A 23,948-nucleotide genomic window follows, 5' to 3' on the forward strand; every position below is an offset into this window, starting at 1 on the left:
GCGGCGGGTCAGCTCGATTCCAGCGCCCGGTGCGCCTGGGTGAAGTCGTTCACCAGCCGGCGCGCCATCCAGACGATCCGCTCGAACAGCATGGTCATGCGGAACAGCGCGTTCTGCGCGCCGGGCGTGATGTCCTGCTGGGCGGAGAGGCGCAGCCGCAGATCTTCCATCAGTTTGTCGCGATGGCCGAGAAGGCCGAGCACCAGCGCGGCATCCTCCGCCCCCAGGCTCTCGCCATGCTCCGCGACCGCGCTCAGCAGCGCGTGCAGCGCCTCGATCAGCCGCTGGGCGGTATCAACCGCCTGCGCCTCGCGGGCCGCCTCGACGAATTCCGCCAGCGCCTCATGCAGCGCCCCGGCATTGGTCGCGCCCTCATCGACCAGCAGCGCGGTCGCCACCTGCTCGCGGGTCAACGCGCCATCGAGCAGCGTGGCGAGATAGGCGCGGATGGTGCCGGCGAGCGACTGGCCGGCGGTCTTCAGCGTCGCCGCCGGCGGCGTGCTCGGCTCGCCCTCGTCGCGCACATGATCGAGCAGCAGCGGCAGGCGGGCGCTGAGCCGCGCCAGCTCGCGCAAGGCGAGGTCGAGCGCGGTTGATGGATCGCCCGCCGCCTCGCGCAGCAGGAAGGCGGGCTGGGCCAGCGTCTCCGCCGGGCTTTCGCGCGTCACCCGCAGCAGCAGGTGCCGGGTCGGCGTTTCCAGCAGGTTGGTGATGAAGGCGCCGCCGATCTGCGCCAGCAGGAACAGGATGGCGATCTGCGCGCCGGCATCCTCGCCCACGAGGCCCAGCGCGCCATCCAGATGGGCGGGAAACAGCGCCGCGATCACGCAGACCAGCGCCAGCAGCGCCGAGCCGGCGACCTTCTGCAGCACCTGCAGGGCGAAGACGATGCGCCCGGACATCGCCTCGCCGGGGATCAGGATGATGTTGTTGACCGAGCCGGCGAGATTGGCGCCCGCCACCAGAGGCAGGGCGGCGCCGAGATCGAGAAGGTCGCTGCCCACCGCCGTCACCGCGATCGCCGCCGCGACGGAGGAGGACTGCGCGGCGAGCGCGAAGGCGGCACCGATGCCCGCCAGCAGCCAGGGGCTACCCACGGCAATCTCCCACAGCGGATTGCCCATTAGGCTCTCACGCATCGGCCCAACCGCGACCGAGACGAGGTGCATGCCGAACAGCAGCAGCGCGGCGCCGAGCGCGGCTTCCATCACGTTGCGCATACGGTCGCCGCGCGCGAGGTTGAAATAGGTGGCGAAGCCGACAATGCCGATGACGATGGCGGCCGGCGTCGCCGTGTCGATGGCAACGATCAGCGGCAGCAGCGCGGTGCCGACATTGGCCCAGGTCGGCGCCAGCAGCGCCGGCCCGTCCGGCAGCACGCCGCCGCGCACGAAGGAGACGATGATCCACGAGACGGCGGTCGAGCTCTGCGTGACCATGCCGGCCACGACGCCGCTGATCGCCGTGCTCAACGGCGCCCGCAGCGCCCCGGCAAAGGCCGCGCGCGCCCGCCGGCCGACCAGCGGCACGAGATTGGCGGAGAGGCCGCGCACGCCGATGAAGAACAGGCCGAGCCCGCTCAGCAGAAATCCAACCGGTCCCATCGGATCACGCCCCGGACGCAGGAAGGCCGCGGCGCGGCAGGAAAGGCACGGTCCTCATGACAGGCCGAGCAGCGCGTTGATCTTGCCCATCAGCCGGGGGAGCTCCACCGGCTTGGTGTCGAAGTCATCGCACCCGGCCGCCAGCGCCTGCTCGCGGTCCTGCGCCATGGCATGGGCGGTGAGCGCGATGACGGGGATGGCGCGGGTGGTGGGATCGGCCTTCACCCGCCGCGTCGCCTCCCATCCGTCGAGCACCGGCAGGCTCATATCCATCAGGATCAGGTCCGGCTTTTCGGATCCGGCGAGATCCACCCCTTCCTGACCATTGACCGCGATCACCACCTCGAAGCCGTTGCGCGTCAGGCGCCGGCTCAGCATGTCGCGGTTCATCTCATTGTCTTCGACCAGCAGAATTTTCGGCATGTTCCCTCCTCACCCCGGCTTGTGGCTGGCGATGGTGGCCAGCGCCGAACCGAGCGAGCCGATCGGCTGCGCGCTCTTGTTGAGGATCAGCAGCGTGTTGCGGGCGAGGAACTCGCGCTCCTCGGCCGTCAGCTCCTTGGCCGTCAGCACCACGATGGGCAGGTCGCCGAAACGCTCATCGGCACGTACATGCGAGAGAAACTCGAAGCCGTCCATCTCCGGCATCATCAGGTCGAGCAGCACCAGCGCCGGCAGATGATGGGCCTCCAGCCAGTCGAGCGCCGCCTGGCCGTTCGCCGCCTCGGCGGCGTGCAGCCCGACATCCTCGATGGTCTTGCGGATCATGGCGCGGACCTGCGGATCGTCATCGACAACCAGCACCAGCCCCTCCTCCTCGCCCGGCGCGAACTTATGGATCAGCGCGATCAGCCGCTGCCGGTCGATCGGCTTGGTCATGTATTCGGAGGCGCCGAGCGAATAGCCGAGATTCCGGTCGTCGACGATGGTCAGCATGATGACCGGGATGTGCTCGAGCGCCGGCTCGGACTTCATGATGCCGAGCACCGACCAGCCGTCGATCTTCGGCATCATCACGTCGAGCGTGACGATGTCCGGCGGCTCGCGGCGCATGATGTTGAGTGCCTCGATGCCGTCGCGGGCGTGGCGCAGCACATAGCCTTCCTTGCCGAGCGTCGCCGCCAGCACCTCATGCACCGCCGGGTCGTCATCGACCACCAGCACGGTGATGGCGCCAGGCTCCGCCGGCGCGCCGGGATCGGACAGGTCGGGCGCTGCCGCGCTGTCGGCCGCCGCCGTCTTGGTCTCGACCGGCAATTCGATGGTGAAGGTCGAGCCGACGCCGGGCTGGCTGGCGACGTTGATCGTGCCGCCGAGCATGGCGGCGAAATGCTTGGTGATGGTCAGGCCGAGCCCCGTGCCGCCGAAATTGCGGGTGGTGGAGCTGTCCGCCTGGGTAAAGGCCTGGAACAGCCGGCCCATCTGCTCCTCGCTCATGCCGATGCCGCTGTCGGCGACCTCGAAGCGCACCACCTCGCCGCCCTCGCCCTCGATGCGCAGGAGGCGCAGCACGACCTCGCCCTTCTTGGTGAACTTGGCGGCGTTGCTGAGCAGGTTGATGAGGCTCTGCTTCAGCTTGGTCACATCGGTGCGCAGCGAGCCGATATCCATCGGGCAGTCGATGACGAAGCGGTTCTCGTTCTTCGCCATCATCGGGCTGACGATGGTCTTCACCTCTTCCACCATGCGGGTGAGGAAGACCTGCTCGAGATAGACGTCCATCCGCCCGGCCTCGATCTTGGAGAGGTCGAGGATGTCGTTGATGAGACCCAAAAGGTGCTTGCCGGCGGCCTGGATCTTGTCGAGGTCGGCGACCATCGCCGTGTTGCCCTCGTCGGCCGCGTCCTCGGAGAGGATCTCGCTGTAGCCGATGATGGCGTTGAGCGGGGTGCGCAGCTCATGGCTCATATTGGCGAGGAAGGCGGATTTGACCCGGCTCGCCGATTCCGCCGCTTCCTTGGCCTCGCGCAGCTGCTGCTCCATGCGCACCCGGTCGCTGATGTCGACGAAGGTGCCGATGATCGCCGGCTGGCCGCGGAAATCGAGATGCTCATGCGAGACCATGGTGCAGATGCTCGTGCCGTCCGAACGCGGCAGGTAGAACTCCTGCCGCTCGGTCGACGGGCTCATGAGAATGTCGATCAGCCGGGCGGTCTTCTCGGTGTCGCCCACCAGCTCGGCGATGGGCCGGTCGATCAGTGTGGCCGCATCCTTGCCGATCAGCCGGCCGAAGCAGCCATTGGAATGGCGCACCACATGGCTCTTTATATCCATGATGACGAGGCCGACGGGCGCGGCGGCGTCGATGGCGCGCAGCTGCTCCTCGTCCTCGCGCAGTTTCATCTCGGCGATCTTGCGCTCGGTGATGTCGGTGTAGATGGCGATGAAGCCGCCGCCGGGCACCGGGTCGCGCCGCACCTCGAGATAGGTGCCGTCCGGCCGCACGCGCTCGAAGGAATGGGGATGGTCGAGCTGCTTGATGCGCTGGGCCAGCGCCACCTCGATATCCACCTCGCCGAACTCACCGCGCGCGCCGAGATAGCGGATGTAGTCGGCAAAGGTGTGCTCGCTGGTGAGGAACTCGTCGGGCATGTCGAGATATTCGCGGAACAGCTTGTTCCACGTCACGAGGCGATGCTCGGCGTCATACATGGCGACGCCCTGCGACATGTTCTCCAGCGTCGCCCGCAGCAGCGTGGCCTCGCGCCCGTCCAGCCCCTCCTCGGGAAGGGTCGCGGCCTTCGTGTCCTTGGTCATCTCTCCCCCTTGCCGCTTTTCTTCTCAGCCCGCCGGAACGCCGTCCGGCCCGAGCGCCAGCAGGATCGCCGCCATGTCGTCAAAGGCCGGCAAGCCGGCCTCGAAGCCGCGCACGTCGCTGACGAGGCGGGCAAGCACCCGCGCCTCGCCCGGCGCTTCCGCGTGCCCCAGTTCGGCGAAAAGGGCGGCGAGCCGCTCCTCGCCATAGAGCGCCGCGCCGGCATTCTGCGCCTCGGTGAAACCATCGGTGACGATGAGCAGCCGGTCGCCTTCGGCCAGCACGGCCTGCGCGCTCCGATACGGAAACTCTTCCATCACGCCCAGCGCCGGCCCGCCAAAGCCCTGAAGCCGGGACAGGCCGCCATCAGCGCGGCGCAGGAAAGGCGGCACATGGCCGGCGCGCACATAGGCGAGCTCGCCGCTCGCGGCCTCCAGCACGGCCAGCGTCAGCGTCACGAACATGCAGCCGGCATTGCCGCGTGACAGCGCGTCATTGACCATGCCCACCGCCCGCGCCGGATCGCCGAACAGCGCCGGCGCATCCGGCCGCGCCGCCAGCGCGCGGAACATGGCATGGGTGCGCGCCATCATCAGCGCCGCGGCGGCGCCCTTGTCGGAGACGTCGCCGACGATGAGCGCCATGCGGTCGTCGCCCACCGGGAAATAGTCGACGAGATCGCCACCGACCTCCTTGGCCGGTTCCAGCAGCGTGTCGATGGTGAGCACGCGCCCGTCCACCGTGCCGGCAAAGGCCGGCGGCACCAGCGCGAGCTGGAGCGTGCGTGCCTCGTTCAGCTCCACCTGCTTGCGGCGCAGCTCGTCGCGCGTGCGGTCGCGCAGCGCCTTCTTCTCCAGCGTCGCCATGACGCGGGCGCGCAGCAGCGTCGGGTTGAAGGGCTTGAAGATGAAATCGTCGGCGCCCAGCTCGATGCAGCGCACCACCGGGTCGATCTCGTTCAGCGCCGAGACCACGATCACCGGCAGGTCATGGATCGCCCCGCTGGCTTTCAGCGCGTCGAGCACGCCGAAGCCGTCGAGTTCCGGCATCATGATGTCGAGCAGCACGAGGTCATAGGCGGTCTTGCCGATGGCGGCGAGCGCCTCATGGCCGTTGGCGGCCTCGTCGAGGCGGCTGAAGCCAAGCCGTTTCAGGCGGCGCATGAGCAGATCGCGATTCTCGGCGACGTCATCCACCACCAGAATCGCCGCGTTCGGGTCTGCCATCGGCGCGCCTGCCCCCGCTCCATGAAGTCGCGCGGAATATCCACGCAAAGCCCGGCCTTAGCAACGGCGGAAGCCGTCTGACGCTGCGGCAGTCCGGTGGGATTTTCCGTGGCATGCGCGGCGGCGACGCAGCGGCATGGCAAAGCGGCGGGCCGGACCCTAGATAGGGAGGAGACGAGGGAGACAAGATGCAAAGATTGTTGGGCGCCCGCGCGGCGATCATCCTCGTCGCGCTGCTCGCGCCGGGCCTGCCGGCGCTGGCCCAGACATCGACCAGCCCAGGGAATCGCTACGTGCCGCAACGCCCGGATTCGGTGCGACCGAACAGCCAGAACCTGATGCAGGGGCCGTCCTACTGGACGCCGCAGCAGCGCCGGCTCAACGTGCCCGGCGCCACCAGCAATCCCAGCCTGCGGCGCGACACCGGCGCCTACCCGCCGCAACCCCTCCCGCCCCCGCCCCGCCCGGCCGAGACGCCGCCAAAGACCGGCGGGTGACAGGCCGGGCCGGAAGCCGGTTCAGAACGCCCGGTTGATCGACAGGGTGATCGCCTGCGTGCTGGTCGCCCCCGAGAAGGTGCCGCTGAGGATGCCGGTATCCTCGAAACCGCCCCGCGCCGTCGTGGAGAACGGGCCGGCATAGGCGAGGCTGACGTTTTCCGTGAGCGCGTAGGTGTAGCTGATGTCGAGGAACCAGTCCGGGGTCACGAAATAGGTGGCGCCGACCACGACCGCGCCGCCCCACGCCCAGTCCGAGGCCGAGTAGCTCGCCGAGCGGCCGGTGATGTCGTAGTGCACGCCATTAATGTCGGCGAGACCCACCACCTCGTTGAAGGTGTAGTTGACCCGCGACAGCGTGGGCCCGGCGCCGAGATACAGGAAGCCCTTCTCGAAGGACCGGCCGATGAACGGCACCAGCGCGAACTGGTTGTCGAGGCTCGTCGTGTAGGAGCGCGCGACGACATTGCCGGTGAAGGTGGACGGGGACGCGCCGGTGAACGACCCGGCCTGCGGCACCACCACGGGCTCGGTCTGCGCATCGCCGCCGACATAATTATAGGTGAACTTCACGCCCCACAGCCATTCCGTGCCGGGGATGCGGCTGAAATAGCCGAGCTGCGCCGCGCCGGAGAGGTCATAGGACGTGTCAAAGCCGGGGCTCATCGCGCCGCCCGCCGAGCCGGCGCCTGCTTCCACCCCGTTTTCATAGATGGTCGAGACACCCTGCGCGTAGAGGCTCTGATCGGTGAAGCGCGTGGCGTTCAGGCTGCCGCCGGCACCGATGAAGAAGGCGCTGTCCGGCACCAGCGTGACGCTCGCCGGCATGGAGGCCGGGGCCTTGGTGATGGCCTGCGCCTGCGCGGTCGCGGTGATCGCCGCAAAGCCGGCCACGGCGCAGAAAAGTCTGACGACCCGCATGATGTTCCCCCGCAGCCCGTAGGCCGATGCCTGAAATCGCCGTCCGCAAGTCCCGACGGCGTGGGGAAGGTCACAGGCGCGGAGCGGCTGGAATAGCGCCACGACTCAGCACGCGTGACGTTCAGCCGGGAGGGTATAAAAGCGGAGGTTGCAGCGCAATTGCCATCTACCGGATGGGCCGGCGTGGCAGCGCCTCTTCAGCCAGGCGTCCGCAGTACCGCCGTCATCCCCGGGCTTGGTCCGGGGATCCACGACTTTGATACCGGAGAAAGACGTGGATGGCCGGGCCAAGCCCGGCCATGACGTTCTAGGGACAGTATCGGTCAGCCAGCCCTGACAGCGCCGGGACGGAACCGTTCCCCGCTCAGTCGCGCAGCGTGTCCGGCGGGCTGGCTTCCGCCACCAGCGCGGCCAGCGCCTCGTCCAGCGTGAAGCTGGTCTGGTTGGGCGAGCCGAGGCGGCGGATCGAGACGGTGCGCTCGGCGGCCTCCTTGCGGCCAACCACGACCAGAGCCGGCACCTTGGCCAGTGAGTGCTCGCGCACCTTGTAGTTGATCTTCTCGTTACGCAGGTCGAGCTCGACGCGCAGGCCGCGCTTCTTCGCCAGCGCGACGATCTCGCGGGCATAGTCATCGCCCTCGGAGGTGATGGTCGCCACCACCGCCTGCACCGGCGCCAGCCAGAGCGGGAAATGCCCGGCATGGTGCTCGATGAGAATGCCGGTGAAGCGCTCCATCGAGCCGCAAATGGCGCGGTGGATCATCACCGGCGTCTTCTTCGTGCCGTCGGCATCGACATAGAAGGCGCCGAAGCGCTCCGGCAGGTTGAAGTCCACCTGCGTGGTGCCGCACTGCCATTCGCGGCCGATCGCGTCGCGCAGCGTGTACTCGAATTTCGGGCCGTAGAAGGCGCCCTCGCCCGGCAGGATGCCGGTCTTGATCTTGCCGCCGGACTCCGCCTCGATCTGGGTGAGCACCCGGCCCATCACGTCCTCGGCGTGATCCCACACCGCGTCCGAGCCGACGCGCTTCTCGGGCCGCGTGGAGAGCTTCACCACGATCTCCTCAAAGCCGAAATCGGCATAGGTGGAGAGGATGAGATCGTTGATCTTCAGGCACTCCGCCGCCATCTGTTCCTCGGTGCAGAAGATGTGGGCGTCGTCCTGGGTGAAGCCGCGCACGCGCATCAGCCCGTGCAGCGCGCCCGAGGGCTCGTAGCGATGCACCGCGCCGAATTCGGCGAGGCGCATGGGCAGGTCGCGGTAGGATTTCAGCCCGTGCTTGAAGATCTGCACATGGCCGGGGCAGTTCATGGGTTTGAGCGCATAGACGCGGTCATTATCCTCGGTGTCGCCGGCCGGCTGCACCTTGAACATGTTGTCCTTGTACCAGCCCCAATGGCCGGAGGTCTCCCACAGCGACTTGTCGAGCACCTGCGGGGCGTTGACCTCGCTGTAATCGGCGGCGAGGCGCCGGCGCATATAGGCGACGAGGTTCTGGAACAGGTTCCAGCCCTTGGGGTGCCAGAACACGACGCCCGGCCCCTCCTCCTGGAAGTGGAACAGGTCCATCTCCCGGCCGAGCCGGCGATGGTCGCGCTTCTCGGCTTCCTCCAGCTGGACGATATAGGCGTCAAGTTCCTCGCGGGTGCGCCAGGCGGTGGCGTAGATGCGCGTCAGCATCGGGTTGTTGCTGTCGCCGCGCCAATAGGCACCGGCCACCTTCATCAGCTTGAAGGCGTCGCCGATCTTGCCGGTGCTCGGCATATGCGGGCCGCGGCACAGGTCGAACCAGGCGCCCTGCTTGTAGATCTTGATCGACTGGTCCGCCGGAATGGCGTCGACCAGCTCGACCTTGAACGCCTCGCCCTTCTCCTTGAAGACGGCCTTCGTCGTCTCGCGGTCCCACACTTCCTTGGTGAAGGCGGCGTCGCGGGCGATGATCTCGCGCATCTTCTTCTCGATGGCGGGGAAATCCTCCGGCGTGAACGGCTCGTTGCGGAAGAAGTCGTAATAGAAGCCGTTCTCGATCACCGGGCCGATGGTCACCTGCGTACCCGGCCACAGCTCCTGCACCGCTTCCGCCAGCACATGCGCGGCGTCGTGGCGGATGAGTTCCAGCGCCTCGGGGCTCTCGCGGGTGACGATCTCGAATTTGGCGTCGGCGATGATCGGGTCGGACAGGTCGCTCAGCACGCCGTCGAGCTTGATGGCCAGCGACTTCTTGGCCAGCGACTTGGCGATGGAGGCGGCGACTTCCGCGCCCGTGGTGCCGGAGGCATAGGCTCGGACGGCGCCATCGGGGAAGGTGAGGTTGATTTCGGACATCTATTTTCTCCCGCCCACTCCTGCGAACCACGCAGGTAGGCTTGTTGGTCAGGTGCCGCGCGCTCCCTCCTGCTTTTCGGGCGTGCGCGCATAGCGCCACGGCATATACCACGCGCCATTCGCGGGCAATTCGGCCGGCACGCACTCAAAGCCCGACCCGCCCCAAGGATGGCAGCGGCAGATGCGCCCCGCCGCCATCCAGCCCCCCGCCCAGGCGCCGTGCTTGTCGATCGCCTCCTCGGCGAATTCCGAGCAGGTCGGCAGATAGCGGCACTGCCGGCCCATGAAGGCGGAGAAGCTGTAGCGATAGACGAGGATCGGCACGCGCAGCATCAGCCGCGGCAGGCGGGCCAGCAGCGCTGCGGCGGAAGCGCGCGTCGTCATCGGTGTGACCCCGTAGCGGGGAACCGCCGAGATTCCCGCGCGTTGGGTGGCACACACGCGGCGAAAAGGTTCAGCACATGCGGATGACAGCGCCTCTCACCCTTCTGATCCTGCTGCTCGCCGGGCCGGCGCTGGCGCAGCAGCCCGCCCCGCAGACCATGCCCGATGTGGCGCCCTCGCCCACGCCCGCCCCGGCGACGCCGCCCGGCCCCGCCGGTGGCACGCAGCCCGATCCCGCCGCCGCGAACCAGTCCGATGTCGATCCCGACATGCAGCGCGTCGCCGCCTGCAAGGCGGATGCGCTGGCCAAGCTGAAGCAGCGCTCCCCGTCGATCGAGGACATCTATATCGAGATCGACGGCCTCACCATCGCGCAGGCCGAGTCCAAGCTCGGCGACACGGCGGTGAAGGGCGTCATCATGGGCGAGGCCTATATTCAACGCGATCGCTCCGACACCGCCAACCGCTTCCTCTGCCTCACCGGCGAGAAGGACGAGGTCCTGTTCACCTTCTTCACCGAACGCTGAGGCGGGATCACCGAGCCCCGCCAGCCACAGGCCGTCATCTCGGCCGGAGGCGTAGCCGCAGAGCCGGCATCGCGCGCCGTTCTGGCCACGATCCCGGATCGGCCTGCGGCCGTCCGGGATGACGATGGCGGGGGCCGCTGTCGCCCCCACTTCGCCGCCGCGCCCCCTACTCCGCCGCCGTCGCCTTCGCCTCGATCTGGTCGAGCGCGTCGACCACGGCGTCGAAGGTCAGGAGGGTCGAGGCATGGCGCGCCTTGTAGTCGCGCACCGGCTCCAGCACGGCGAGTTCGGCCCAGCGGCCCTCGGGCGGCGCGCCGTTTTCCTTGAGCATACGCCGCATCGCCTCGCGCACCGCCCGCACTTCCGCAGGCGTCGAGCCGACGACCAGCGCGCCCATCACCGAGGACGACGCCTGACCGAGCGCGCAGGCCCGTACCTCATGGGCAAAATCGGCGATCACGCCGTCCTTCACCGCCACATCCACGGTGACGGTGGAACCGCAAAGCTTGGAATGCGCCGTTGCCGTCGCATCGGGCGCGGCGAGCCGGCCGAGGCGTGGTATATCGGCTGCCAGCTCGAGGATGCGGCGATTATAGACCTCGTTCAGCATCTTGTCCGTCCGTCGCGCCGCGCGTCGCGGCTGCGTTGCAGGCCACCCTTGCTCACCTATATAGGAGCGGGTGCGCGTCTGCGAAAGCAACCGGATGTCACTTCCGGGGCGTTCAGACGGGCGTTATGATGATGGTAATGCGCTGATCCGTGACAAGTCATGGCACGTATGTCGAGTAATACCGGTGACACCCCGGCGCCCGGTCTGAAATGCGCCGTCGAACGGAGTTCGTCATGGATGCCGTGCTTGAATCGCTGATGCGCAGCGCGAAGAACGAAGTTGCCGCCGCTGCCACCGAACAGCGCCGCCCCAGCCGCGAGGAAGCGGAAGCGGCCGTGCGCACGCTGATCGCCTGGGCGGGCGATGATCCGACCCGCGAAGGGCTGCTGGATACCCCCAAGCGCGTGGTGAAGGCGTATCAGGAATTCTATGACGGCTATAATGCCGACGCCGAGGCCGTGCTCGACCGCACCTTTGGCGAGATCGGCAATTTCGACGACATGGTGCTGGTGCGCGACATCGAGTTCCACTCGCACTGCGAGCACCACATGGTTCCCTTCGTCGGCAAGGCGCATGTCGCCTATTTCCCGGTGGAGCGCGTGGTCGGCCTTTCGAAGATCGCCCGCATCGTCGATCTGTTCGCCCACCGGCTGCAGACGCAGGAGCACCTGACCTCGCAGATCATCACCGCCATGGACGAGGCGCTGAAGCCGCGCGGCGTCGCCGTGCTGATCGAGGCCGAGCACATGTGCATGGCCATGCGCGGCGTGCGCAAGCAGGGCGCCTCCACCGTCACCATGCAGTTCACCGGCGTGTTCCGCGATGACCCGCAGGAGCAGGTCCGCTTCATGAGCCTGTTGCGGGGCGGGCGTGGCTGAGACGCGTGAGCCGGCCTTCGCCGCGCGCGGCAGCAAGGCCGAGATCGAGGAAGGCGAACGCCTCGCCCCGAAATTCGACGCGGATGGGCTGATCACTGCCGTGGCCGTCGATGCCGAGGACGGCGCGGTCCTCATGGTCGCGCATATGAACGCGCAGGCCCTTGCCCTCACCATCGAGACCGGCGAGGCGCATTATTACAGCCGCTCGCGCGGGCGGCTGTGGAAGAAGGGCGAGGAAAGCGGCCACGTGCAGAAGCTCGTCGAGCTCCAGGTCGATTGCGACCAGGACGCGGTGGTGATGCGCGTGCGCATGGGCGGCACGGGCGCGGCCTGCCACACCGGGCACCGCTCCTGCTTCTTCCGCTCCGTGCCGCTCGGCGCCGCGCCGACACCCGAGTTGAAGCTCGCGGTCAATGACGCCGGCAAGCTGTTCGACCCGGGCGAGGTCTACGCCACCCCGAAGAAGACCGACACGCCGCGCTTCTGAGCGGGCATGCGCGCCGGCCGGTGACGCTCCCGACCCTCCGGCCGGGAGCGCGTGTGTCAGGTGGACATGATGTATTCGCGCATGGCGTGGCTCTCGCGCTCCATCTCCGCCAGGCGATGCTTGACCACGTCGCCAATGGAAATGATGCCGAGAAGCTTGCCGCCCTGCACCACCGGCAGATGGCGGAAGCGGCCGGCGGTCATGTGCTCCATGACCTGATGCACGGTCTCATTGCCGTCGGCGGTGACCACCTTGGAGGTCATGACGGTGGCGACGGTGTCATCGAGCCGTCCCGGCCCGTCATTGCCGATCACCCGCACGCAATCGCGCTCGGAGAGAATGCCGACCACACGGCGCTCGGCATCGGTCACCACGATCGCACCGATGCGCTTCTCGGCCAGCACTTCCACCGCCTCGCGCAACGTTGCGTCCGGGCGGATGGTCTGCACGTCGTACCCCTTCTCGTCCAGAATCGAACGAACCGTCATGGCATGCCTCCTTCCCATTCGGCAGCCGGTCGGCTCTTCCGCCGGCTGCTCGTTACGGCCGCGCTTGCGCGTAGCCTGAGCCGGAAATGATCCGCCTTAACGCAGCGGGAGGCAAGTCTGTTGCGAGAACAGGCTGGATCAGCCCTGAGGGTGCCGGGAATAGGGCGCGCCGTCCGGTCCGGAACGCACCGGATCGAACAGCGGGAACAGCAAAAGCCCGACGACGAAGCCGCCAATATGGGCTTCCCAGGCGATGCTGCCATCGGTGACGCCGGCCGGTGTCAGCAGGCCGAAGCCGATATTGATGAGGAACCACACGCCGACAAAGCCGATCACCCGCCGGTCACGCATGACGATGGACAGCGGCGGGGCGGGATAGCGCACCGAGGCGCTCATCGCGTCCGGCTGCCATACCACATGGCCTTCCGAGGCGAACATGAAGCGGATCGCCGCCGCCATGCAGCCCGACACCGCCGCCGAGGCGCCGATCATCGGCACCAGTTCGCCCTCATGGGTGACGAGATGCAGCCCCGCCCCCGCCGCCGCCGTGACGACGAAGAACAGGAGGAAACGCAGCGTGCCGAAGCGGCGCGCCACCGGGCTGCCAAAGGCCAGCATCCACAGGAGGTTCAGCCCCACATGGGTCCAGCCGCCATGCAGGAAGGCATAGGTGACGAAGGTCCACACATCCGCCCCGGCCCCGCCCGGCAGAATGCCTTCGGCGAGCACGGAGGGGTCGAAGCGGGCGGGAATGAAGGCGAAGAGCGCGAGGATCTCGATGCCCGTATCGGGATCGACCATGTCGCGCAGCCCCTGAATGGCCAGCATCACCGCCGCCAGGACGGTGATCACCGTCGGCACGTTGAGGATGGGCTGGCGGCGCTGGGCGGCAATCTGGGATGGGTCAAGCACAGCGATGACATAGGCGGCGCAGTGCGGGCCGGCAAGCGCCGACAGCACCGACCTCATCAAAGAATCGAGCGCGCGCTAGCGGCGCCGGGTTGCGACCGGCTTAATTCGCGTGATGAACAGCCTGCCAATATCAATGGTTAATGCCAAGAGAAACAGGTGTTAACGACCTCTATCCAAGGTACTCGTGAATCTACGTCGTCGCTTAGACCAGAATAAAAACATCGCTGTCATGATGTCTTCCATAGACAGGAATGAGGTACGCGATGAACAAGAGGCTCGAACGAGCCCGTCTCGCGGCGGCGGCAGCGGTCGTGATAGCGGCGATAGCGGGTGTCTGGGGCGTGTCCCCGGCGCAGGCGAGCGAGCGGGTCGGCGAGGTGCATCTGGCGATGCGCAGCGCCCCCGGCTCGAACATGATCGCGGGGAGCAACACCGCCACCCCGATCGGCTATGCGCGCTTCTGCGCCGAGCGGCCGGGCGATTGCGGCAACGGCAATGGCCGCGGCGGCAAGGTCGCCCTGACCGACGCCAATTACGCCCAGCTCCGCCACATCAACGACACGGTGAACGGCACCATCCAGCCGCTGACCGATATCGAGCATTATGGCGAGATCGAGCGCTGGACCTACCCGGATGACGGCTATGGCGATTGCGAGGACTATGTCCTCCTGAAGCGCCGCCTGCTGATCGAGGCCGGCTGGCCGGCGGAAACGCTGCTCATCACCGTGGTGCGCGACAAGCAGGGCGACGGCCATTCGGTGCTCACCGTCGTCACCGATCGCGGCGATCTGGTGCTGGACAATCAGGAAGCCGCCATCCTGCTCTGGCACGAGACCGGCTACCGCTTCGTCAAGCGGCAGGCGCAGGGTTTCCCGGATCGCTGGGTGTCGCTGGGCGATGTGCTGGCCCCGGCCACGGTCGGCCAGAACTGAGGCGAGGCGCGCGGGGGATCAACCGACCCGCGCCAGCCACTCCTTGCGCAGCAGCGCATATTGCCGCGTGTTCTCGAAGACGGGTTGGCCGTTCTCATCCTGGCGGAAGGAGACGAACTCCTTGAACAGCCCCTCCGCGCGCATGCCGAGCCTGTCGCACAGGCGCTGCGAGGCGGCGTTGTCCTCCTCGACATAGGCATAAAGACGCCGCGCCTGCCGGACCGTGAACAGATGCTCGAACAAAGCCCGCGCGGCCTCGGTGGCGAAGCCGGCCCCGCCAAACGCGGCGTTGAAGTTCCAGCCGACGGAGAAGGTGTCGGGCGGTTCCGGCATGGCAAACACATCGCCGATCACCCGGCCGGTGTCGGCGAGGCAGACCGCGATGGTCTCGTCGCTGCCGGCGCGCGCCGCCGCCTCTGCCTCGGCGGCCGCCAGATCACCGAGCTTGAGGGAAAGATAGCAGCTGGCGCCCGGCTCCCGCAGATAGGCCAGCAGATCCGGGCCATCCTCACGGCGGAAATTCCGCAGCACCAGCCGTTCGGTACGGATGCTGTCCATGGGAGATCTCCTGTCACGACGGGCCGGCGCGCCCGCCTGTCCGGCTGAACAGGAGAAGATGGGCGAAATGGGGCCCGCTCAGTCGATCCGCGCGAGACCTTCGGCAAAGCGCCGCCAGTTGCGCACATAATGCGCCGCCGTGCCGTGGATGCGCGCGGTCACGCTCTCATCCAGCGTGCGGATGACCTTGGCGGGCGCGCCGACGATGAGGGAATTGTCGGGAAATTCCTTGCCCTCGGTCACCAGCGCGCCGGCGCCGACCAGGCAGTTGCGCCCGATGCGGGCGCCGTTCAGCAGCGTGGCGCCCATGCCGATCAGGCTGTTCTCGCCGATCGTGCAGCCATGCAGCATCGCCTTGTGGCCGATGGTGCAGTCCGCGCCGATGGTCATCGGGAAGCCGGGATCGGTGTGGAGCACGCAAAGCTCCTGGATGTTCACCCGCTCCCCGATGCTGATCCGCTCATTGTCGCCCCGGATCACCGTGCCGAACCACACGCTGGCCTCGTCGCCCAGCGCCACATGGCCGATCACCTCGGCAGTGGGGGCGATCCAGAAGCGGCCGGGCGCCGGCAGTTCCGGCGCCACCCCGTCCAGCGCATAGACCGGCATCGGTGGGAATCCCTGGGTCTCGGTCCGAGGTTCAGTCTTCCAGATCGGTGTCGAGGATGGCCATCTGGAAATTATAGGAGAGGTCGCCGTCTTCCTTGTCCTCGAACAGGACGCCGATGAACTCGTCGCCGAGATACACCTCGGCCGAGTCCTTCTTCTTCGGACGGCCGACGACGCGGATCTGCGTGTTGTTGAAGAGGCGCCGCATATAGGTCTGGACGCGCTCGAAATCCTTCTTTTCCAAAATCCGTGCTCCGCAAAGGGTGGGTTGGGCGGCAGGCTTGCCATGCCGGGCGCCGCTGTGCAACCCGCCGCACGGGCGATGCGCGGCCTATCCCGGATCGCGATGCCTGCCGGGATAGGGCGTCAGATCGCCGGCCTCAGATCGCCTCGCCGAGGAAGGGAAGGTCGTCGAACATCTGGTCCATGCTGCGCGAGGGCTCCGCGCAGTTGCCGGCGCCCACTATCCGCGCCGGCACGCCGGCCACCGTCGTCGCCGCCGGCACAGGCTTGAGCACGACGGAGCCGGCCGCCACGCGCGCACAATTGCCCACCTCGATATTGCCGAGCACCTTGGCCCCGGCGCCAATCAGCACGCCGCGGCGGATCTTCGGGTGGCGGTCGCCATGCTCCTTGCCGGTGCCGCCGAGCGTCACGCCCTGCAGGATCGACACATTATCCTCGATCACCGCCGTCTCGCCGACGACGATGCCGGTCGCGTGATCGAAGAAGATGCCGCGCCCGAACACGGCGGCGGGGTTGATGTCGACCTGGAACACCACCGAGGCCCGGCTCTGCAGATAGAGCGCGAAATCCTTTCGCTTGTGCCGGAGCAGCCAATGCGCCAGGCGATGGGTCTGGATGGCGTGGAAGCCCTTGTAATAGAGCAGCGGATCCACCGCCCGCTCCGTCGCGGGATCGCGGTCGCAGACCGCGAGAATGTCGGCGCGGATGGCGAGGCCGATCTCCGGGTCATCCGTCACCGCCTCACGAAAGGCCTGGCGGATGAGGTGGCTCGGCATGTCGTCATGGTCAAGCCGCTGGGCGATGCGGTGGCCGACCGCCTCTTCCAGCGAAGGGTGATAGAGCACGCTGGAATGGACGAAGCTGGCGAGCGCCGGCTCATGCTCGACAATGGCCTCGGCCTCGTCGCGAATGCGCGACCAGACCGGGTCGAGCTTGTCGAGCGGGCGCGCCGCCGCGACACGCTGAAGGGTATTCTGCGCCATGATCTTTCCCTCACCGGTCACGGATCCATCGGGTGGACCCTCTGCCGGCGTTTTACCCGAGTTAGGCGCAGCCTAGCACAGCGGGAGGGGTGATCCCATGCGGGGGTTCGTTGCGATTCTGCAAAAAACGCGAGTCGCCATCGGAGGGCGAAGCGGCCGAGGCCGCCCCTCCGGCCACACCGAAACGGCGGGCCACGTTACCCCTATCAAATCCTTGGTTTCACGGGGTTTTCATGTCGATCACCGGCGCCGCAAATCGCGCCGCCGGGTCGCCATGTCGCGCGTCCGATCAATGCACCTCGGCAAGGAAAGCGAGCGCCGCGTCCTTGTAAACGCGGTCGCCGACGGCCCGCATATGGTCGCGCCCGGGAATGTCCGCGACCCGCGCGCCGGGAATGAGCGCGGCGAGCGGGGCGGCGGCGCCTGACACCTCGTCCCGCGTGCCGACCGCGATCAGCGTCGGAACCGTTATGCGGCCGACCTCCTCGCGCGTCAGCGTGCGGCGCGAGCCATAGATGCAGGCGGCCAGTGCCTGCCGGTCGCTGCCGGTCTGCTCGGCAAAGGCGCGAAAGGTGCGCCCAACCGGATCGGTCACATCGTCAAGGCTCGGCGCCAGCAGCGCCTCCGCCACGGTGACCGGAAGCCCTGCCCCTTCGACCAGATGGATGCCGATGCCGCCGAGGATCAGCGTGCGCACCCGCTCCGGCGCCAGCAGCGCGAGGCAGGCGCCAATGCGCCCGCCCATGGAATAGCCCATCACATCGGCGCGGGGGATGGCGAGATGGTCGAGCAATGCCAGCGCGTCGCGCGCCATCACGCCGGGATCATAGGCGTCGCGCTCATACACCTTGCCGGAGGCGCCATGGCCGCGATTATCCAGCGCGATCACCCGCCGCCCGGCCCCGGTCAGCGCCGTCACCCAGCCCGGCCCGACCCAGTTGATCTCCTTGGTCGAGGCAAAGCCATGAATGAGCAGGATCGGCTCGCCCTGCCCCTCATCGAGATAGGCGAAGTCGATTCCGTCGTGATGGAAGGTCGGCATGGGCGAGGCGGCTCCGGCGAAAAGTGCCGGAAAGCTAGAGAGCCGGACCCATCCTGCCAAGGACCAGCCCGGCTTTTGTGACCGTAGACTTTAGATTGCGTGACGAAGGGAAACACACCTAGATTACGCTACCTATGGGGGCGTGGTGGCATGGCACAGACGATCGACGAGTTTCGTACGGCACTATTGGCATTCGCCGAGCGTGTTCAGAGGGTTCGCGGTCATATTCATAACGAGGAGCAGACCAAGGTCGCACTGGTGCTGCCTTTCATTTCTATCCTCGGCTATGATGATCGCGATCCGACTGAGGTGGCAGCAGAACATGCTGCTGACTTTTCCGACAAGTACCGCAACCGTGTCGATTACGCCGTGCTTAAGGATCTGAAGCCGGTCATCGCGGTTGAATGCAAAAGCGTTGGAAACGGTCGGAAGGATGACCGCGGTCAACTCAAGGCATACTTCAATGCTTCACGCACCGTAAAACTCGGCGTGCTGACCGATGGGATCGTCTATGAATTTTTTGTGGACTCACAAGAACCTAATATGATGGATGATGAGCCATTCTTGCTTGTCGATTTTGACAAAGTCGGGAAAGCTCAGCTCACTGAAACCCTCATCAGCGGCCTCTATGATTTCACCAAGACACGATTTGACCCTGACACAATATCAGAAAACGCACGACGTTCGATTACATACCGTGCATTTTTCGATTATATATCGGAACAATTTCTTGCTCCTAGCGTCGAATTTACACGTTTTCTACTAAAAGAAGTCGACATAAAGCATGTCCGCCTGAACGCCGTTGAGGGCTATCGCGCCATTGCAAAATCGGCGTTCGACGACGTGTTCACCAGTAATGTGCTGAAGCGCCTGGATATTACATCAACCCCGCCAAAAGCACCGGCGCGTCCGGAGGTCGAGCAGGTGCCGATGGAGACATCACCTGTTCAAGCCGAACAACGTGCCACCAGCGAGAACGAGTTACGCGCTTTTGAATCCGTGAGGCGTCGCTTGGCTTATCTTGCCGCTGGCCGCGATGATCTTTTCGACGCGATCGGCAAGATTGCGTATCGTGATTATCAGGGAAAGATGGCCGTGTTTTATATCCAGGAGCGCAAGGGGCGACTTCTCGATATCCTTGAGAACCGCGACGGCACAATTCGCTTTGCCATCGCCGATGGTGGCGAGGGCGGCCCGGTTACCGATCTTGCTCTCGTTGATGACCGACTCCGAGCTTTGTTTGAACGCCGCGTCTCAGGCCAATGAACACAGCCCCACCCGCGGCCGTCTCCACAGCGGCCGCACCAGCGCGACCACGAAGGCGTTGAAGGAGGAGATGAGCCCGATCAGGTTAACGATGGCCGCGATGACCCACAAGGCGAGCTTGGCGACCGCCTCGGTGAGGAACAGCGCGCCACGGCCGAGCACTTTGACGATGGCCAGCGTCTTGCCGCCCTTCACATCGGCCAGCCGGGCCAGCCGCGCGGCGCCCGCCGCGTCATCCACATGGGTGAGGCCGGCGAGCGTCGCCCGCGTGCCGGCCTTGGTCGAAGCGCGGCCGACATCGACCAGCGCGCCCGCCGCCTGCACCTTCCGCCCGCTACGGGCGGCATCGATCAGATGGGCGGCGAAACGCCCGCCAAGCGCTCCGGCGCGGCGGGCCCCCTTCACCACGCTGAGGCCGGCGCGCAGCGTGAGTGGCGCCCCGAAGGCGGCATAGGTTGCACCTGTGGCGACGATGCCGGCACCGGCGAGTGCCACCATGAATTCGTCCACAGGCTCACCGCGCGCCCAGTGAATCGCCTGCCGGCCGAGGTCGCGCACATCGCCCCAAACCGTCAGGTCGCCCGCGATGGATCCGGCCAGACTGGCCTGACTGTCCACCTCACCGGTCACCAGACCGACGCCGAAATCACGCGCCGCGCGCGGCACCGCGCCGCCCGACGCTGCAACCCGCGCGCGCAATTCCTCGCTCACCGGGAGGTGGCGGGAATCGGCCAGCTCCAGAAAACTCGTCGCCAGTTCCGTATCGTCCCGGTCCAGCGCTGTGGCGATTTCCGCCTCGACCCGCCCAGCGTCGAGAACGGTGGAAAGCTGAAGGTCGGCAAGGCGCGCGGCATCGTCCTGCGCCAGGATCAGGGTATAATAATACTCCCCCACCGGCAGCACCCAGTGCGCGGCGCCGGCAAAGGCGAGAAGGAAGGCGGCGGCGGCGAAAAGTCGGCGCATGGCACTCGAGGGGGTGACGCACGCAACGTGCCCCAAGGTGATGCACCACCATTGTGGCGCGGCCAAGGAGCCCTCCTTTAGCCGTTGATCCACAAGGCTTTACCGCTCGCACGCCTCGGCATGTGGCTTGCCACGTCGTTGCCGCATCGTTGCCTCTTGGACCCGGCGCCGCCAGCGGCTATGTTCCGCGCGATCCCATCACGAGCGCGGACGGAAAATCATGGCGGGCCACGTCGTTCCCCACTTCCACAATTCGGCCGGCGTGCCGAAAATCTCCATCGGCGCCAAGGAGTTCATGTGTGTCGGGGCGCGGCCGCCCTTCGATCACCCGCATGTCTTCCTCGATATGGGCTCGGATGACGAGATCATCTGCCCCTATTGCTCGACCCTCTACGCGTACGACCACCATCTGCACGGCACCGAATCGAACCCGCCGGGCGCGCTCTACGAGGCTCCGGCCGCGGCCTGAGCGGCCGCGGACGCCATCATGGCTGCGGAACATCTTGTCGTCGCCGGGGCCGGCATTGGCGGGCTCACGGCGGCGCTCGCCCTGGCGCAAGCTGGGTATAAAATTACCATTCTGGAACGCGCCGCCGCCATCGAGGAGGTCGGCGCGGGGGTGCAGCTCGCCGCCAACGCCACGCGCTGCCTCAAGGCGCTCGGCGTCTATGAGCGCGTGCGTGCCGTCGCCGTGGAGCCCACCGGTTTCGCGGTGATCGACGGGCGCAGCGGGCGCCGGCTCACCAGCGCGCCGATGGGCGCGAGCGCCGAGGCCCGCTTCGGCGGCCCCTTCCTGGTCATCCACCGCGCCGATCTGCAAGCCGCCCTCGCCGAAGCCGCGCGCGCCCATCCCGCCATCGACATAAGGCTCGGGCGCAAGATTGACGGCTTCACCGCCCTTTCCGACGGCATCGCCGTGCAGGCCGAGCAGGGCGAGACCAGCGAATCCGTCCATGCGCGCGCGCTGATCGGCGCCGATGGGCTGCGCTCAGCCGTGCGTGGCCTGCTGCATCCCGGCGTTGCCCCGTCCTTCCGCGGCCGCGCCGCCTGGCGGGCGACGATTCCCCTCAGCGCGCTGCCGGCCCGCCTCACCGACCCGGTGACGCGGCTCTGGCTCGGGCCGGGGGCGCATCTCGTCTCCTATCCGGTGAAGGCGGGCGCGGCGATCAACCTCGTCGCCATTACGCCGGATGCCCGCAAGACCCATGGCTGGGGCATTCCCGCCGCACCGCAGGAATTACTCAGCCATTACAGCGACTGGGGCGACGACGCGCAGGCGCTGCTCGGCGCCCCGAAGAGCTGGCTGCGCTGGGCGCTGTTCGATCTCGACCCGCTCGCCGCCTGGGGTGCCGGGCCGGTGACGCTGCTGGGCGACGCCGCCCACGCCATGTGTCCCTTCCTCGCCCAGGGCGCGGCGCAGGCGATCGAAGACGCGGTGATTCTCGCCGCCTGCCTGAAGGCGGGGCCCGATATTCCCGCGAGCCTGCGCCACTACGAGGCGCTGCGCCGGCCACGCACCGCGCGCATCCAGACCGCCGCGCGCGGCATGGACCGCATCTATCACCTCTCAGGCCCGGCGCGGATCGCCCGCGATCTCGTCATGCGCGCCCGCGCGGGCGAGGCGGTGCTGGAGCGCTACCGCTGGATCTATGGCTGGGAGCCGACACTGGCGGGCTAAGCGAGCAAAGATCGGCTTTGCTCATGCCCCCCATGAAAACATCTCGTTTTCCGATCCGGCAGCACGTGGCTAGGGTCTTCTCACGCCTGCCGGAGACCGACCATGCAAGCCGCCACGCCCTCCCTCGCCGCCCCCGCGCGCAGTTTTCTGCCCCTGCCGCTGCTGGTCGCGGTGTTCTGCGTGCTCTGGTCCTCGGCCTTTGCCGGGGCGAAGCTGGCGCTGGCCGATTGCCCGCCGCTGATCCTGCTGGCGACGCGCCTGCTCATCGCCGGCAGCCTGATGCTGGCGCTGGCGTTCCTCATGGATGGCCGGCCGGCCATGCGCCGGCGCGATGTGGTGGCGCTGATCGGCATTGGCATCCTCAACAACGCGGTCTATCTCGGGCTGAACTGGACCGCGCTGACCTTCACCTCCTCGGCCTACACCGCCGTGCTCACCAGCTGCCTGCCACTGGTGGTTGCGCTGTTCGCCGGGCCGGTGCTGGGCGAGCGGATGAACCTGACCAAATGGGCGGGCATCGCGCTCGGCCTCATCGGCGTGGTCATCGTCCTGCGCTCCCGCCTCGCCGACGCGCATGAGACGCTGGCGGGCACGCTGCTGATCGCCGGCGGCGTCACGGCGCTCTCGGCCGGCACGCTCGCCTTCAAATATTTCGCGCCGCGCGGCGGGGTGTGGACCGGCAATGCCGTGCAGTGCCTGGCGGGCGGGCTGGCGCTGGTTCCCGTGGCGCTGGCGACGGAGAGCCTCGGTGATATCCGCTTCACCGCCAACCTGTTCGGCGGCCTCGCCTTTCTGGTCGTCGCCGTCTCCATCGGCGGCTACGGCCTGTGGTTCTATCTGCTCACCCGCTCCAGCGCGACGGCGGCCTCCAGCCTGCACTTCCTGATGCCGCCGCTCGGCCTGTTCTTCGGCTGGCTGCTGCTCGGGGAAGTCGTGCCGCCGCTCGATTTCCTCGGCATTGCGCCCATTGCGCTCGGCATCTGGCTGGTGACGCGCCCAACGCGCGCACCCGCTGCACGACCTGTCTAGGCGGCGACCGCCACCGCCTGCAGCGCCTTGACCAGCGTGTAGGAGCGCTTGCGGGCCGCGGCGTCGGGAATGGGCGTGGTGATCATCAACTCATCCGCCTTGGTGGTATCAAGGTAGCGTTGCAAGCCCTCCGCCACCCGGTCCGGTCCGCCCACCAGCACCTTCTCCCGGTTGCGACGGATGAAGGCGCGGTCCTGTTCGCTATAGGGGAACGAAGCCGCGTCCTCCGCGCTCGGAATGGGCCGGTAATCGCCCCTTGCCCGCCGCAAATGGGCGAGATCGACGCTCCCCGCCAGCCATTCGGCTTCCTCATCGGTCGGCGCGCAGACGACGGAGAGCGCCAGAATGGCGTGGGGCGCCGCCAGCCGCTCGGACGGCTGAAAGCCCGCCCGGTAACTCAGCATGGCGTCCAGCACATCATGCTGCGCGAAATGATGGGCGAAGGCGAAGCCGACGCCGATCTGCGCGGCAAGGCGCGCGCTGTAGCCAGAGGAGCCGAGCAGCCAGATCGGCGGCAGGCGCACATCCACCGGCATGACCTGGATGTTGCGGTAGGGGTGATCGGCCGGCCAGCGGCCGGTATCCCACAGCATCAGCTCCTTCAGCCGGTCGAGGAAATCGTCCCCGGGATCGACATCCTGCCGCCGGCGCAGCGCGTGGGAGGTGAGCTGGTCGGTGCCCGGCGCGCGGCCAAGGCCGAGATCCACCCGGTCGGGATACAGCGCCTCCAGCACCTTGAAGCGCTCGGCGACCATCAGTGGCGCGTGATTAGGTAGCATGACACCGCCGGAGCCGGCGCGGATGCGTGTGGTCGCGGCGAGGATCTGCCCGGCCATGACATCCGGCGCACCGGAGGCGACGGAGGGGAGATTGTGATGCTCCGCCACCCAGAAACGCTCATAGCCGAGCGCATCGACATGGCGGGCGAGATCGAGCGTGCCGCGCAGCGCCTCCGGCCCCGTGCCGCCCTCGGCGACAAAGGACAGGTCGAGCACGGAGAGAGGGATATCGTGGAGCTGGGACATCC

General features: G+C 67.2%; 26 protein-coding genes. 9 read left to right on the top strand and 17 right to left on the bottom strand.

The features are described 5' to 3' along the window. Positions 1–8: 8 nt before the first annotated feature. From AncyloWKF20_RS06755 to AncyloWKF20_RS06770, 4 genes are read right to left on the bottom strand one after another with little or no spacing between them, the layout of a single operon-like run. A complete protein-coding gene (locus tag AncyloWKF20_RS06755; RefSeq protein WP_279317115.1) occupies positions 9–1,604 on the bottom strand; it encodes a Na+/Picotransporter in 1,596 nt (531 codons plus the stop codon). A 54-nt stretch (positions 1,605–1,658) separates the two neighbouring features. Continuing rightward, positions 1,659–2,027, bottom strand: coding sequence for a response regulator (locus AncyloWKF20_RS06760; RefSeq protein ID WP_279317117.1), 369 nt, complete (start codon positions 2,025–2,027; stop codon positions 1,659–1,661). Between the two features lie 9 nt (positions 2,028–2,036). Continuing rightward, entirely contained in the window at positions 2,037–4,361 is a 2,325-nt protein-coding gene (locus AncyloWKF20_RS06765) for a response regulator (RefSeq protein WP_279317118.1), read from the bottom strand. Positions 4,362–4,385: 24 nt separating this feature from the next. After that, positions 4,386–5,585 carry a fused response regulator/phosphatase gene (locus AncyloWKF20_RS06770; protein ID WP_279317120.1) on the bottom strand — a complete coding sequence of 400 codons (1,200 nt, stop codon included), beginning with the start codon at positions 5,583–5,585 and terminating at the stop codon, positions 4,386–4,388. 188 nt (positions 5,586–5,773) lie between these two features. Between AncyloWKF20_RS06770 and AncyloWKF20_RS06775 the strand changes: the two genes are divergently transcribed. Further along, positions 5,774–6,082, top strand: coding sequence for a hypothetical protein (locus tag AncyloWKF20_RS06775; RefSeq protein ID WP_279317121.1), 309 nt, complete (start codon positions 5,774–5,776; stop codon positions 6,080–6,082). A 21-nt stretch (positions 6,083–6,103) separates the two neighbouring features. On the opposite strand, the gene AncyloWKF20_RS06780 is transcribed toward AncyloWKF20_RS06775, so the two are convergent. The 3 genes from AncyloWKF20_RS06780 to yidD form a co-directional block, all read right to left on the bottom strand. Further along, a complete protein-coding gene (locus AncyloWKF20_RS06780; protein ID WP_279317122.1) occupies positions 6,104–7,003 on the bottom strand; it encodes a hypothetical protein in 900 nt (299 codons plus the stop codon). Positions 7,004–7,367: 364 nt separating this feature from the next. Beyond that, positions 7,368–9,329 carry a threonine--tRNA ligase gene (gene thrS / locus AncyloWKF20_RS06785; RefSeq protein ID WP_279317123.1) on the bottom strand — a complete coding sequence of 654 codons (1,962 nt, stop codon included), beginning with the start codon at positions 9,327–9,329 and terminating at the stop codon, positions 7,368–7,370. A gap of 48 nt (positions 9,330–9,377) precedes the next feature. Further along, positions 9,378–9,662 carry a membrane protein insertion efficiency factor YidD gene (gene yidD, locus AncyloWKF20_RS06790; protein ID WP_279317899.1) on the bottom strand — a complete coding sequence of 95 codons (285 nt, stop codon included), beginning with the start codon at positions 9,660–9,662 and terminating at the stop codon, positions 9,378–9,380. A 134-nt stretch (positions 9,663–9,796) separates the two neighbouring features. Between yidD and AncyloWKF20_RS06795 the strand changes: the two genes are divergently transcribed. Next, positions 9,797–10,240: a hypothetical protein gene (locus AncyloWKF20_RS06795; RefSeq protein ID WP_279317124.1), complete on the top strand. Its 444-nt coding sequence runs from the start codon at positions 9,797–9,799 to the stop codon at positions 10,238–10,240. A 166-nt stretch (positions 10,241–10,406) separates the two neighbouring features. On the opposite strand, the gene AncyloWKF20_RS06800 is transcribed toward AncyloWKF20_RS06795, so the two are convergent. After that, complete coding sequence (locus AncyloWKF20_RS06800; protein WP_279317125.1) at positions 10,407–10,850, bottom strand: iron-sulfur cluster assembly scaffold protein; 444 nt, start codon at positions 10,848–10,850, stop codon at positions 10,407–10,409. A 233-nt stretch (positions 10,851–11,083) separates the two neighbouring features. Between AncyloWKF20_RS06800 and folE the strand changes: the two genes are divergently transcribed. Next, a complete protein-coding gene (gene folE / locus AncyloWKF20_RS06805) occupies positions 11,084–11,728 on the top strand; it encodes a GTP cyclohydrolase I FolE (protein ID WP_279317126.1) in 645 nt (214 codons plus the stop codon). After that, positions 11,721–12,215: a phosphoribosyl-AMP cyclohydrolase gene (gene hisI, locus AncyloWKF20_RS06810; protein WP_279317127.1), complete on the top strand. Its 495-nt coding sequence runs from the start codon at positions 11,721–11,723 to the stop codon at positions 12,213–12,215. Before folE ends, hisI begins: the two co-directional genes overlap by 8 nt. 56 nt (positions 12,216–12,271) lie before the next feature. Here the strand turns inward: hisI and AncyloWKF20_RS06815 are convergent, their stop codons facing one another. Further along, positions 12,272–12,703, bottom strand: coding sequence for a CBS domain-containing protein (locus tag AncyloWKF20_RS06815; protein WP_279317128.1), 432 nt, complete (start codon positions 12,701–12,703; stop codon positions 12,272–12,274). Between the two features lie 138 nt (positions 12,704–12,841). After that, entirely contained in the window at positions 12,842–13,672 is an 831-nt protein-coding gene (locus AncyloWKF20_RS06820) for a rhomboid family intramembrane serine protease (RefSeq protein ID WP_279317129.1), read from the bottom strand. Between the two features lie 206 nt (positions 13,673–13,878). On the opposite strand from AncyloWKF20_RS06820, the gene AncyloWKF20_RS06825 reads away from it, so the two are divergent. Beyond that, the gene (locus AncyloWKF20_RS06825) at positions 13,879–14,547 is read left to right on the top strand and encodes a transglutaminase-like cysteine peptidase (protein ID WP_279317130.1); all 669 of its coding nucleotides are present in this window, start codon (positions 13,879–13,881) and stop codon (positions 14,545–14,547) included. A gap of 18 nt (positions 14,548–14,565) precedes the next feature. Here AncyloWKF20_RS06825 and AncyloWKF20_RS06830 read toward each other — a convergent pair whose 3' ends face one another. The 5 genes from AncyloWKF20_RS06830 to AncyloWKF20_RS06850 all read right to left on the bottom strand — a co-directional run bounded on the left by AncyloWKF20_RS06830 (position 14,566) and on the right by AncyloWKF20_RS06850 (position 17,985). Then, positions 14,566–15,105: a GNAT family protein gene (locus AncyloWKF20_RS06830; RefSeq protein ID WP_279317131.1), complete on the bottom strand. Its 540-nt coding sequence runs from the start codon at positions 15,103–15,105 to the stop codon at positions 14,566–14,568. A 78-nt stretch (positions 15,106–15,183) separates the two neighbouring features. After that, a complete protein-coding gene (locus AncyloWKF20_RS06835) occupies positions 15,184–15,714 on the bottom strand; it encodes a gamma carbonic anhydrase family protein (RefSeq protein WP_279317133.1) in 531 nt (176 codons plus the stop codon). A 31-nt stretch (positions 15,715–15,745) separates the two neighbouring features. Further along, a complete protein-coding gene (locus tag AncyloWKF20_RS06840; protein ID WP_279317134.1) occupies positions 15,746–15,958 on the bottom strand; it encodes a DUF3126 family protein in 213 nt (70 codons plus the stop codon). Between the two features lie 136 nt (positions 15,959–16,094). Then, complete coding sequence (gene cysE / locus AncyloWKF20_RS06845) at positions 16,095–16,943, bottom strand: serine O-acetyltransferase (RefSeq protein WP_279317135.1); 849 nt, start codon at positions 16,941–16,943, stop codon at positions 16,095–16,097. A gap of 289 nt (positions 16,944–17,232) precedes the next feature. Next, positions 17,233–17,985 (bottom strand): alpha/beta fold hydrolase, encoded by a 753-nt coding sequence (locus tag AncyloWKF20_RS06850; protein WP_279317136.1) that lies wholly within the window; start codon positions 17,983–17,985, stop codon positions 17,233–17,235. Between the two features lie 150 nt (positions 17,986–18,135). Between AncyloWKF20_RS06850 and AncyloWKF20_RS06855 the strand changes: the two genes are divergently transcribed. After that, positions 18,136–19,251, top strand: coding sequence for a type I restriction enzyme HsdR N-terminal domain-containing protein (locus AncyloWKF20_RS06855; RefSeq protein WP_279317137.1), 1,116 nt, complete (start codon positions 18,136–18,138; stop codon positions 19,249–19,251). Here the strand turns inward: AncyloWKF20_RS06855 and AncyloWKF20_RS06860 are convergent. Next, positions 19,240–20,214 (bottom strand): hypothetical protein, encoded by a 975-nt coding sequence (locus AncyloWKF20_RS06860; protein ID WP_279317138.1) that lies wholly within the window; start codon positions 20,212–20,214, stop codon positions 19,240–19,242. The genes AncyloWKF20_RS06855 and AncyloWKF20_RS06860 overlap by 12 nt on opposite strands. 220 nt (positions 20,215–20,434) lie before the next feature. On the opposite strand from AncyloWKF20_RS06860, the gene AncyloWKF20_RS06865 reads away from it, so the two are divergent. The 3 genes from AncyloWKF20_RS06865 to AncyloWKF20_RS06875 all read left to right on the top strand — a co-directional run bounded on the left by AncyloWKF20_RS06865 (position 20,435) and on the right by AncyloWKF20_RS06875 (position 22,921). Beyond that, positions 20,435–20,683 (top strand): zinc-finger domain-containing protein, encoded by a 249-nt coding sequence (locus AncyloWKF20_RS06865; protein ID WP_267582135.1) that lies wholly within the window; start codon positions 20,435–20,437, stop codon positions 20,681–20,683. Positions 20,684–20,701: 18 nt separating this feature from the next. Beyond that, positions 20,702–21,892, top strand: a complete 1,191-nt coding sequence (locus AncyloWKF20_RS06870; RefSeq protein ID WP_279317139.1) for an FAD-dependent monooxygenase — start codon at positions 20,702–20,704, stop codon at positions 21,890–21,892. Positions 21,893–21,994: 102 nt separating this feature from the next. After that, a complete protein-coding gene (locus AncyloWKF20_RS06875) occupies positions 21,995–22,921 on the top strand; it encodes a DMT family transporter (protein WP_279317140.1) in 927 nt (308 codons plus the stop codon). Here AncyloWKF20_RS06875 and AncyloWKF20_RS06880 read toward each other — a convergent pair. Further along, complete coding sequence (locus tag AncyloWKF20_RS06880; RefSeq protein WP_279317141.1) at positions 22,918–23,946, bottom strand: LLM class flavin-dependent oxidoreductase; 1,029 nt, start codon at positions 23,944–23,946, stop codon at positions 22,918–22,920. The two genes, AncyloWKF20_RS06875 and AncyloWKF20_RS06880, sit on opposite strands and share 4 nt — an antisense overlap. Positions 23,947–23,948 lie beyond the last annotated feature (2 nt).

The organism is Ancylobacter sp. WKF20 (genome assembly GCF_029760895.1).
Lineage (GTDB): Bacteria > Pseudomonadota > Alphaproteobacteria > Rhizobiales > Xanthobacteraceae > Ancylobacter.

Coding starts and splice junctions, on each gene's coding strand:
- thrS (WP_279317123.1), bottom strand. CDS start 9,329: ATGTCCGAAATCAACCTCACCTTCCCCGATGGCGCCGTCCGAGCCTAT.
- AncyloWKF20_RS06875 (WP_279317140.1), top strand. CDS start 21,995: ATGCAAGCCGCCACGCCCTCCCTCGCCGCCCCCGCGCGCAGTTTTCTG.
- AncyloWKF20_RS06775 (WP_279317121.1), top strand. CDS start 5,774: ATGCAAAGATTGTTGGGCGCCCGCGCGGCGATCATCCTCGTCGCGCTG.
- AncyloWKF20_RS06780 (WP_279317122.1), bottom strand. CDS start 7,003: ATGCGGGTCGTCAGACTTTTCTGCGCCGTGGCCGGCTTTGCGGCGATC.
- AncyloWKF20_RS06800 (WP_279317125.1), bottom strand. CDS start 10,850: ATGCTGAACGAGGTCTATAATCGCCGCATCCTCGAGCTGGCAGCCGAT.
- AncyloWKF20_RS06830 (WP_279317131.1), bottom strand. CDS start 15,105: ATGGACAGCATCCGTACCGAACGGCTGGTGCTGCGGAATTTCCGCCGT.
- AncyloWKF20_RS06820 (WP_279317129.1), bottom strand. CDS start 13,672: ATGAGGTCGGTGCTGTCGGCGCTTGCCGGCCCGCACTGCGCCGCCTAT.
- AncyloWKF20_RS06825 (WP_279317130.1), top strand. CDS start 13,879: ATGAACAAGAGGCTCGAACGAGCCCGTCTCGCGGCGGCGGCAGCGGTC.
- yidD (WP_279317899.1), bottom strand. CDS start 9,662: ATGCTGCGCGTGCCGATCCTCGTCTATCGCTACAGCTTCTCCGCCTTC.
- AncyloWKF20_RS06865 (WP_267582135.1), top strand. CDS start 20,435: ATGGCGGGCCACGTCGTTCCCCACTTCCACAATTCGGCCGGCGTGCCG.
- AncyloWKF20_RS06860 (WP_279317138.1), bottom strand. CDS start 20,214: ATGCGCCGACTTTTCGCCGCCGCCGCCTTCCTTCTCGCCTTTGCCGGC.
- AncyloWKF20_RS06815 (WP_279317128.1), bottom strand. CDS start 12,703: ATGACGGTTCGTTCGATTCTGGACGAGAAGGGGTACGACGTGCAGACC.
- cysE (WP_279317135.1), bottom strand. CDS start 16,943: ATGGCGCAGAATACCCTTCAGCGTGTCGCGGCGGCGCGCCCGCTCGAC.
- AncyloWKF20_RS06870 (WP_279317139.1), top strand. CDS start 20,702: ATGGCTGCGGAACATCTTGTCGTCGCCGGGGCCGGCATTGGCGGGCTC.
- AncyloWKF20_RS06760 (WP_279317117.1), bottom strand. CDS start 2,027: ATGCCGAAAATTCTGCTGGTCGAAGACAATGAGATGAACCGCGACATG.
- AncyloWKF20_RS06855 (WP_279317137.1), top strand. CDS start 18,136: ATGGCACAGACGATCGACGAGTTTCGTACGGCACTATTGGCATTCGCC.
- AncyloWKF20_RS06835 (WP_279317133.1), bottom strand. CDS start 15,714: ATGCCGGTCTATGCGCTGGACGGGGTGGCGCCGGAACTGCCGGCGCCC.
- AncyloWKF20_RS06880 (WP_279317141.1), bottom strand. CDS start 23,946: ATGTCCCAGCTCCACGATATCCCTCTCTCCGTGCTCGACCTGTCCTTT.
- AncyloWKF20_RS06795 (WP_279317124.1), top strand. CDS start 9,797: ATGACAGCGCCTCTCACCCTTCTGATCCTGCTGCTCGCCGGGCCGGCG.
- AncyloWKF20_RS06765 (WP_279317118.1), bottom strand. CDS start 4,361: ATGACCAAGGACACGAAGGCCGCGACCCTTCCCGAGGAGGGGCTGGAC.
- folE (WP_279317126.1), top strand. CDS start 11,084: ATGGATGCCGTGCTTGAATCGCTGATGCGCAGCGCGAAGAACGAAGTT.
- AncyloWKF20_RS06850 (WP_279317136.1), bottom strand. CDS start 17,985: ATGCCGACCTTCCATCACGACGGAATCGACTTCGCCTATCTCGATGAG.
- AncyloWKF20_RS06755 (WP_279317115.1), bottom strand. CDS start 1,604: ATGGGACCGGTTGGATTTCTGCTGAGCGGGCTCGGCCTGTTCTTCATC.
- AncyloWKF20_RS06770 (WP_279317120.1), bottom strand. CDS start 5,585: ATGGCAGACCCGAACGCGGCGATTCTGGTGGTGGATGACGTCGCCGAG.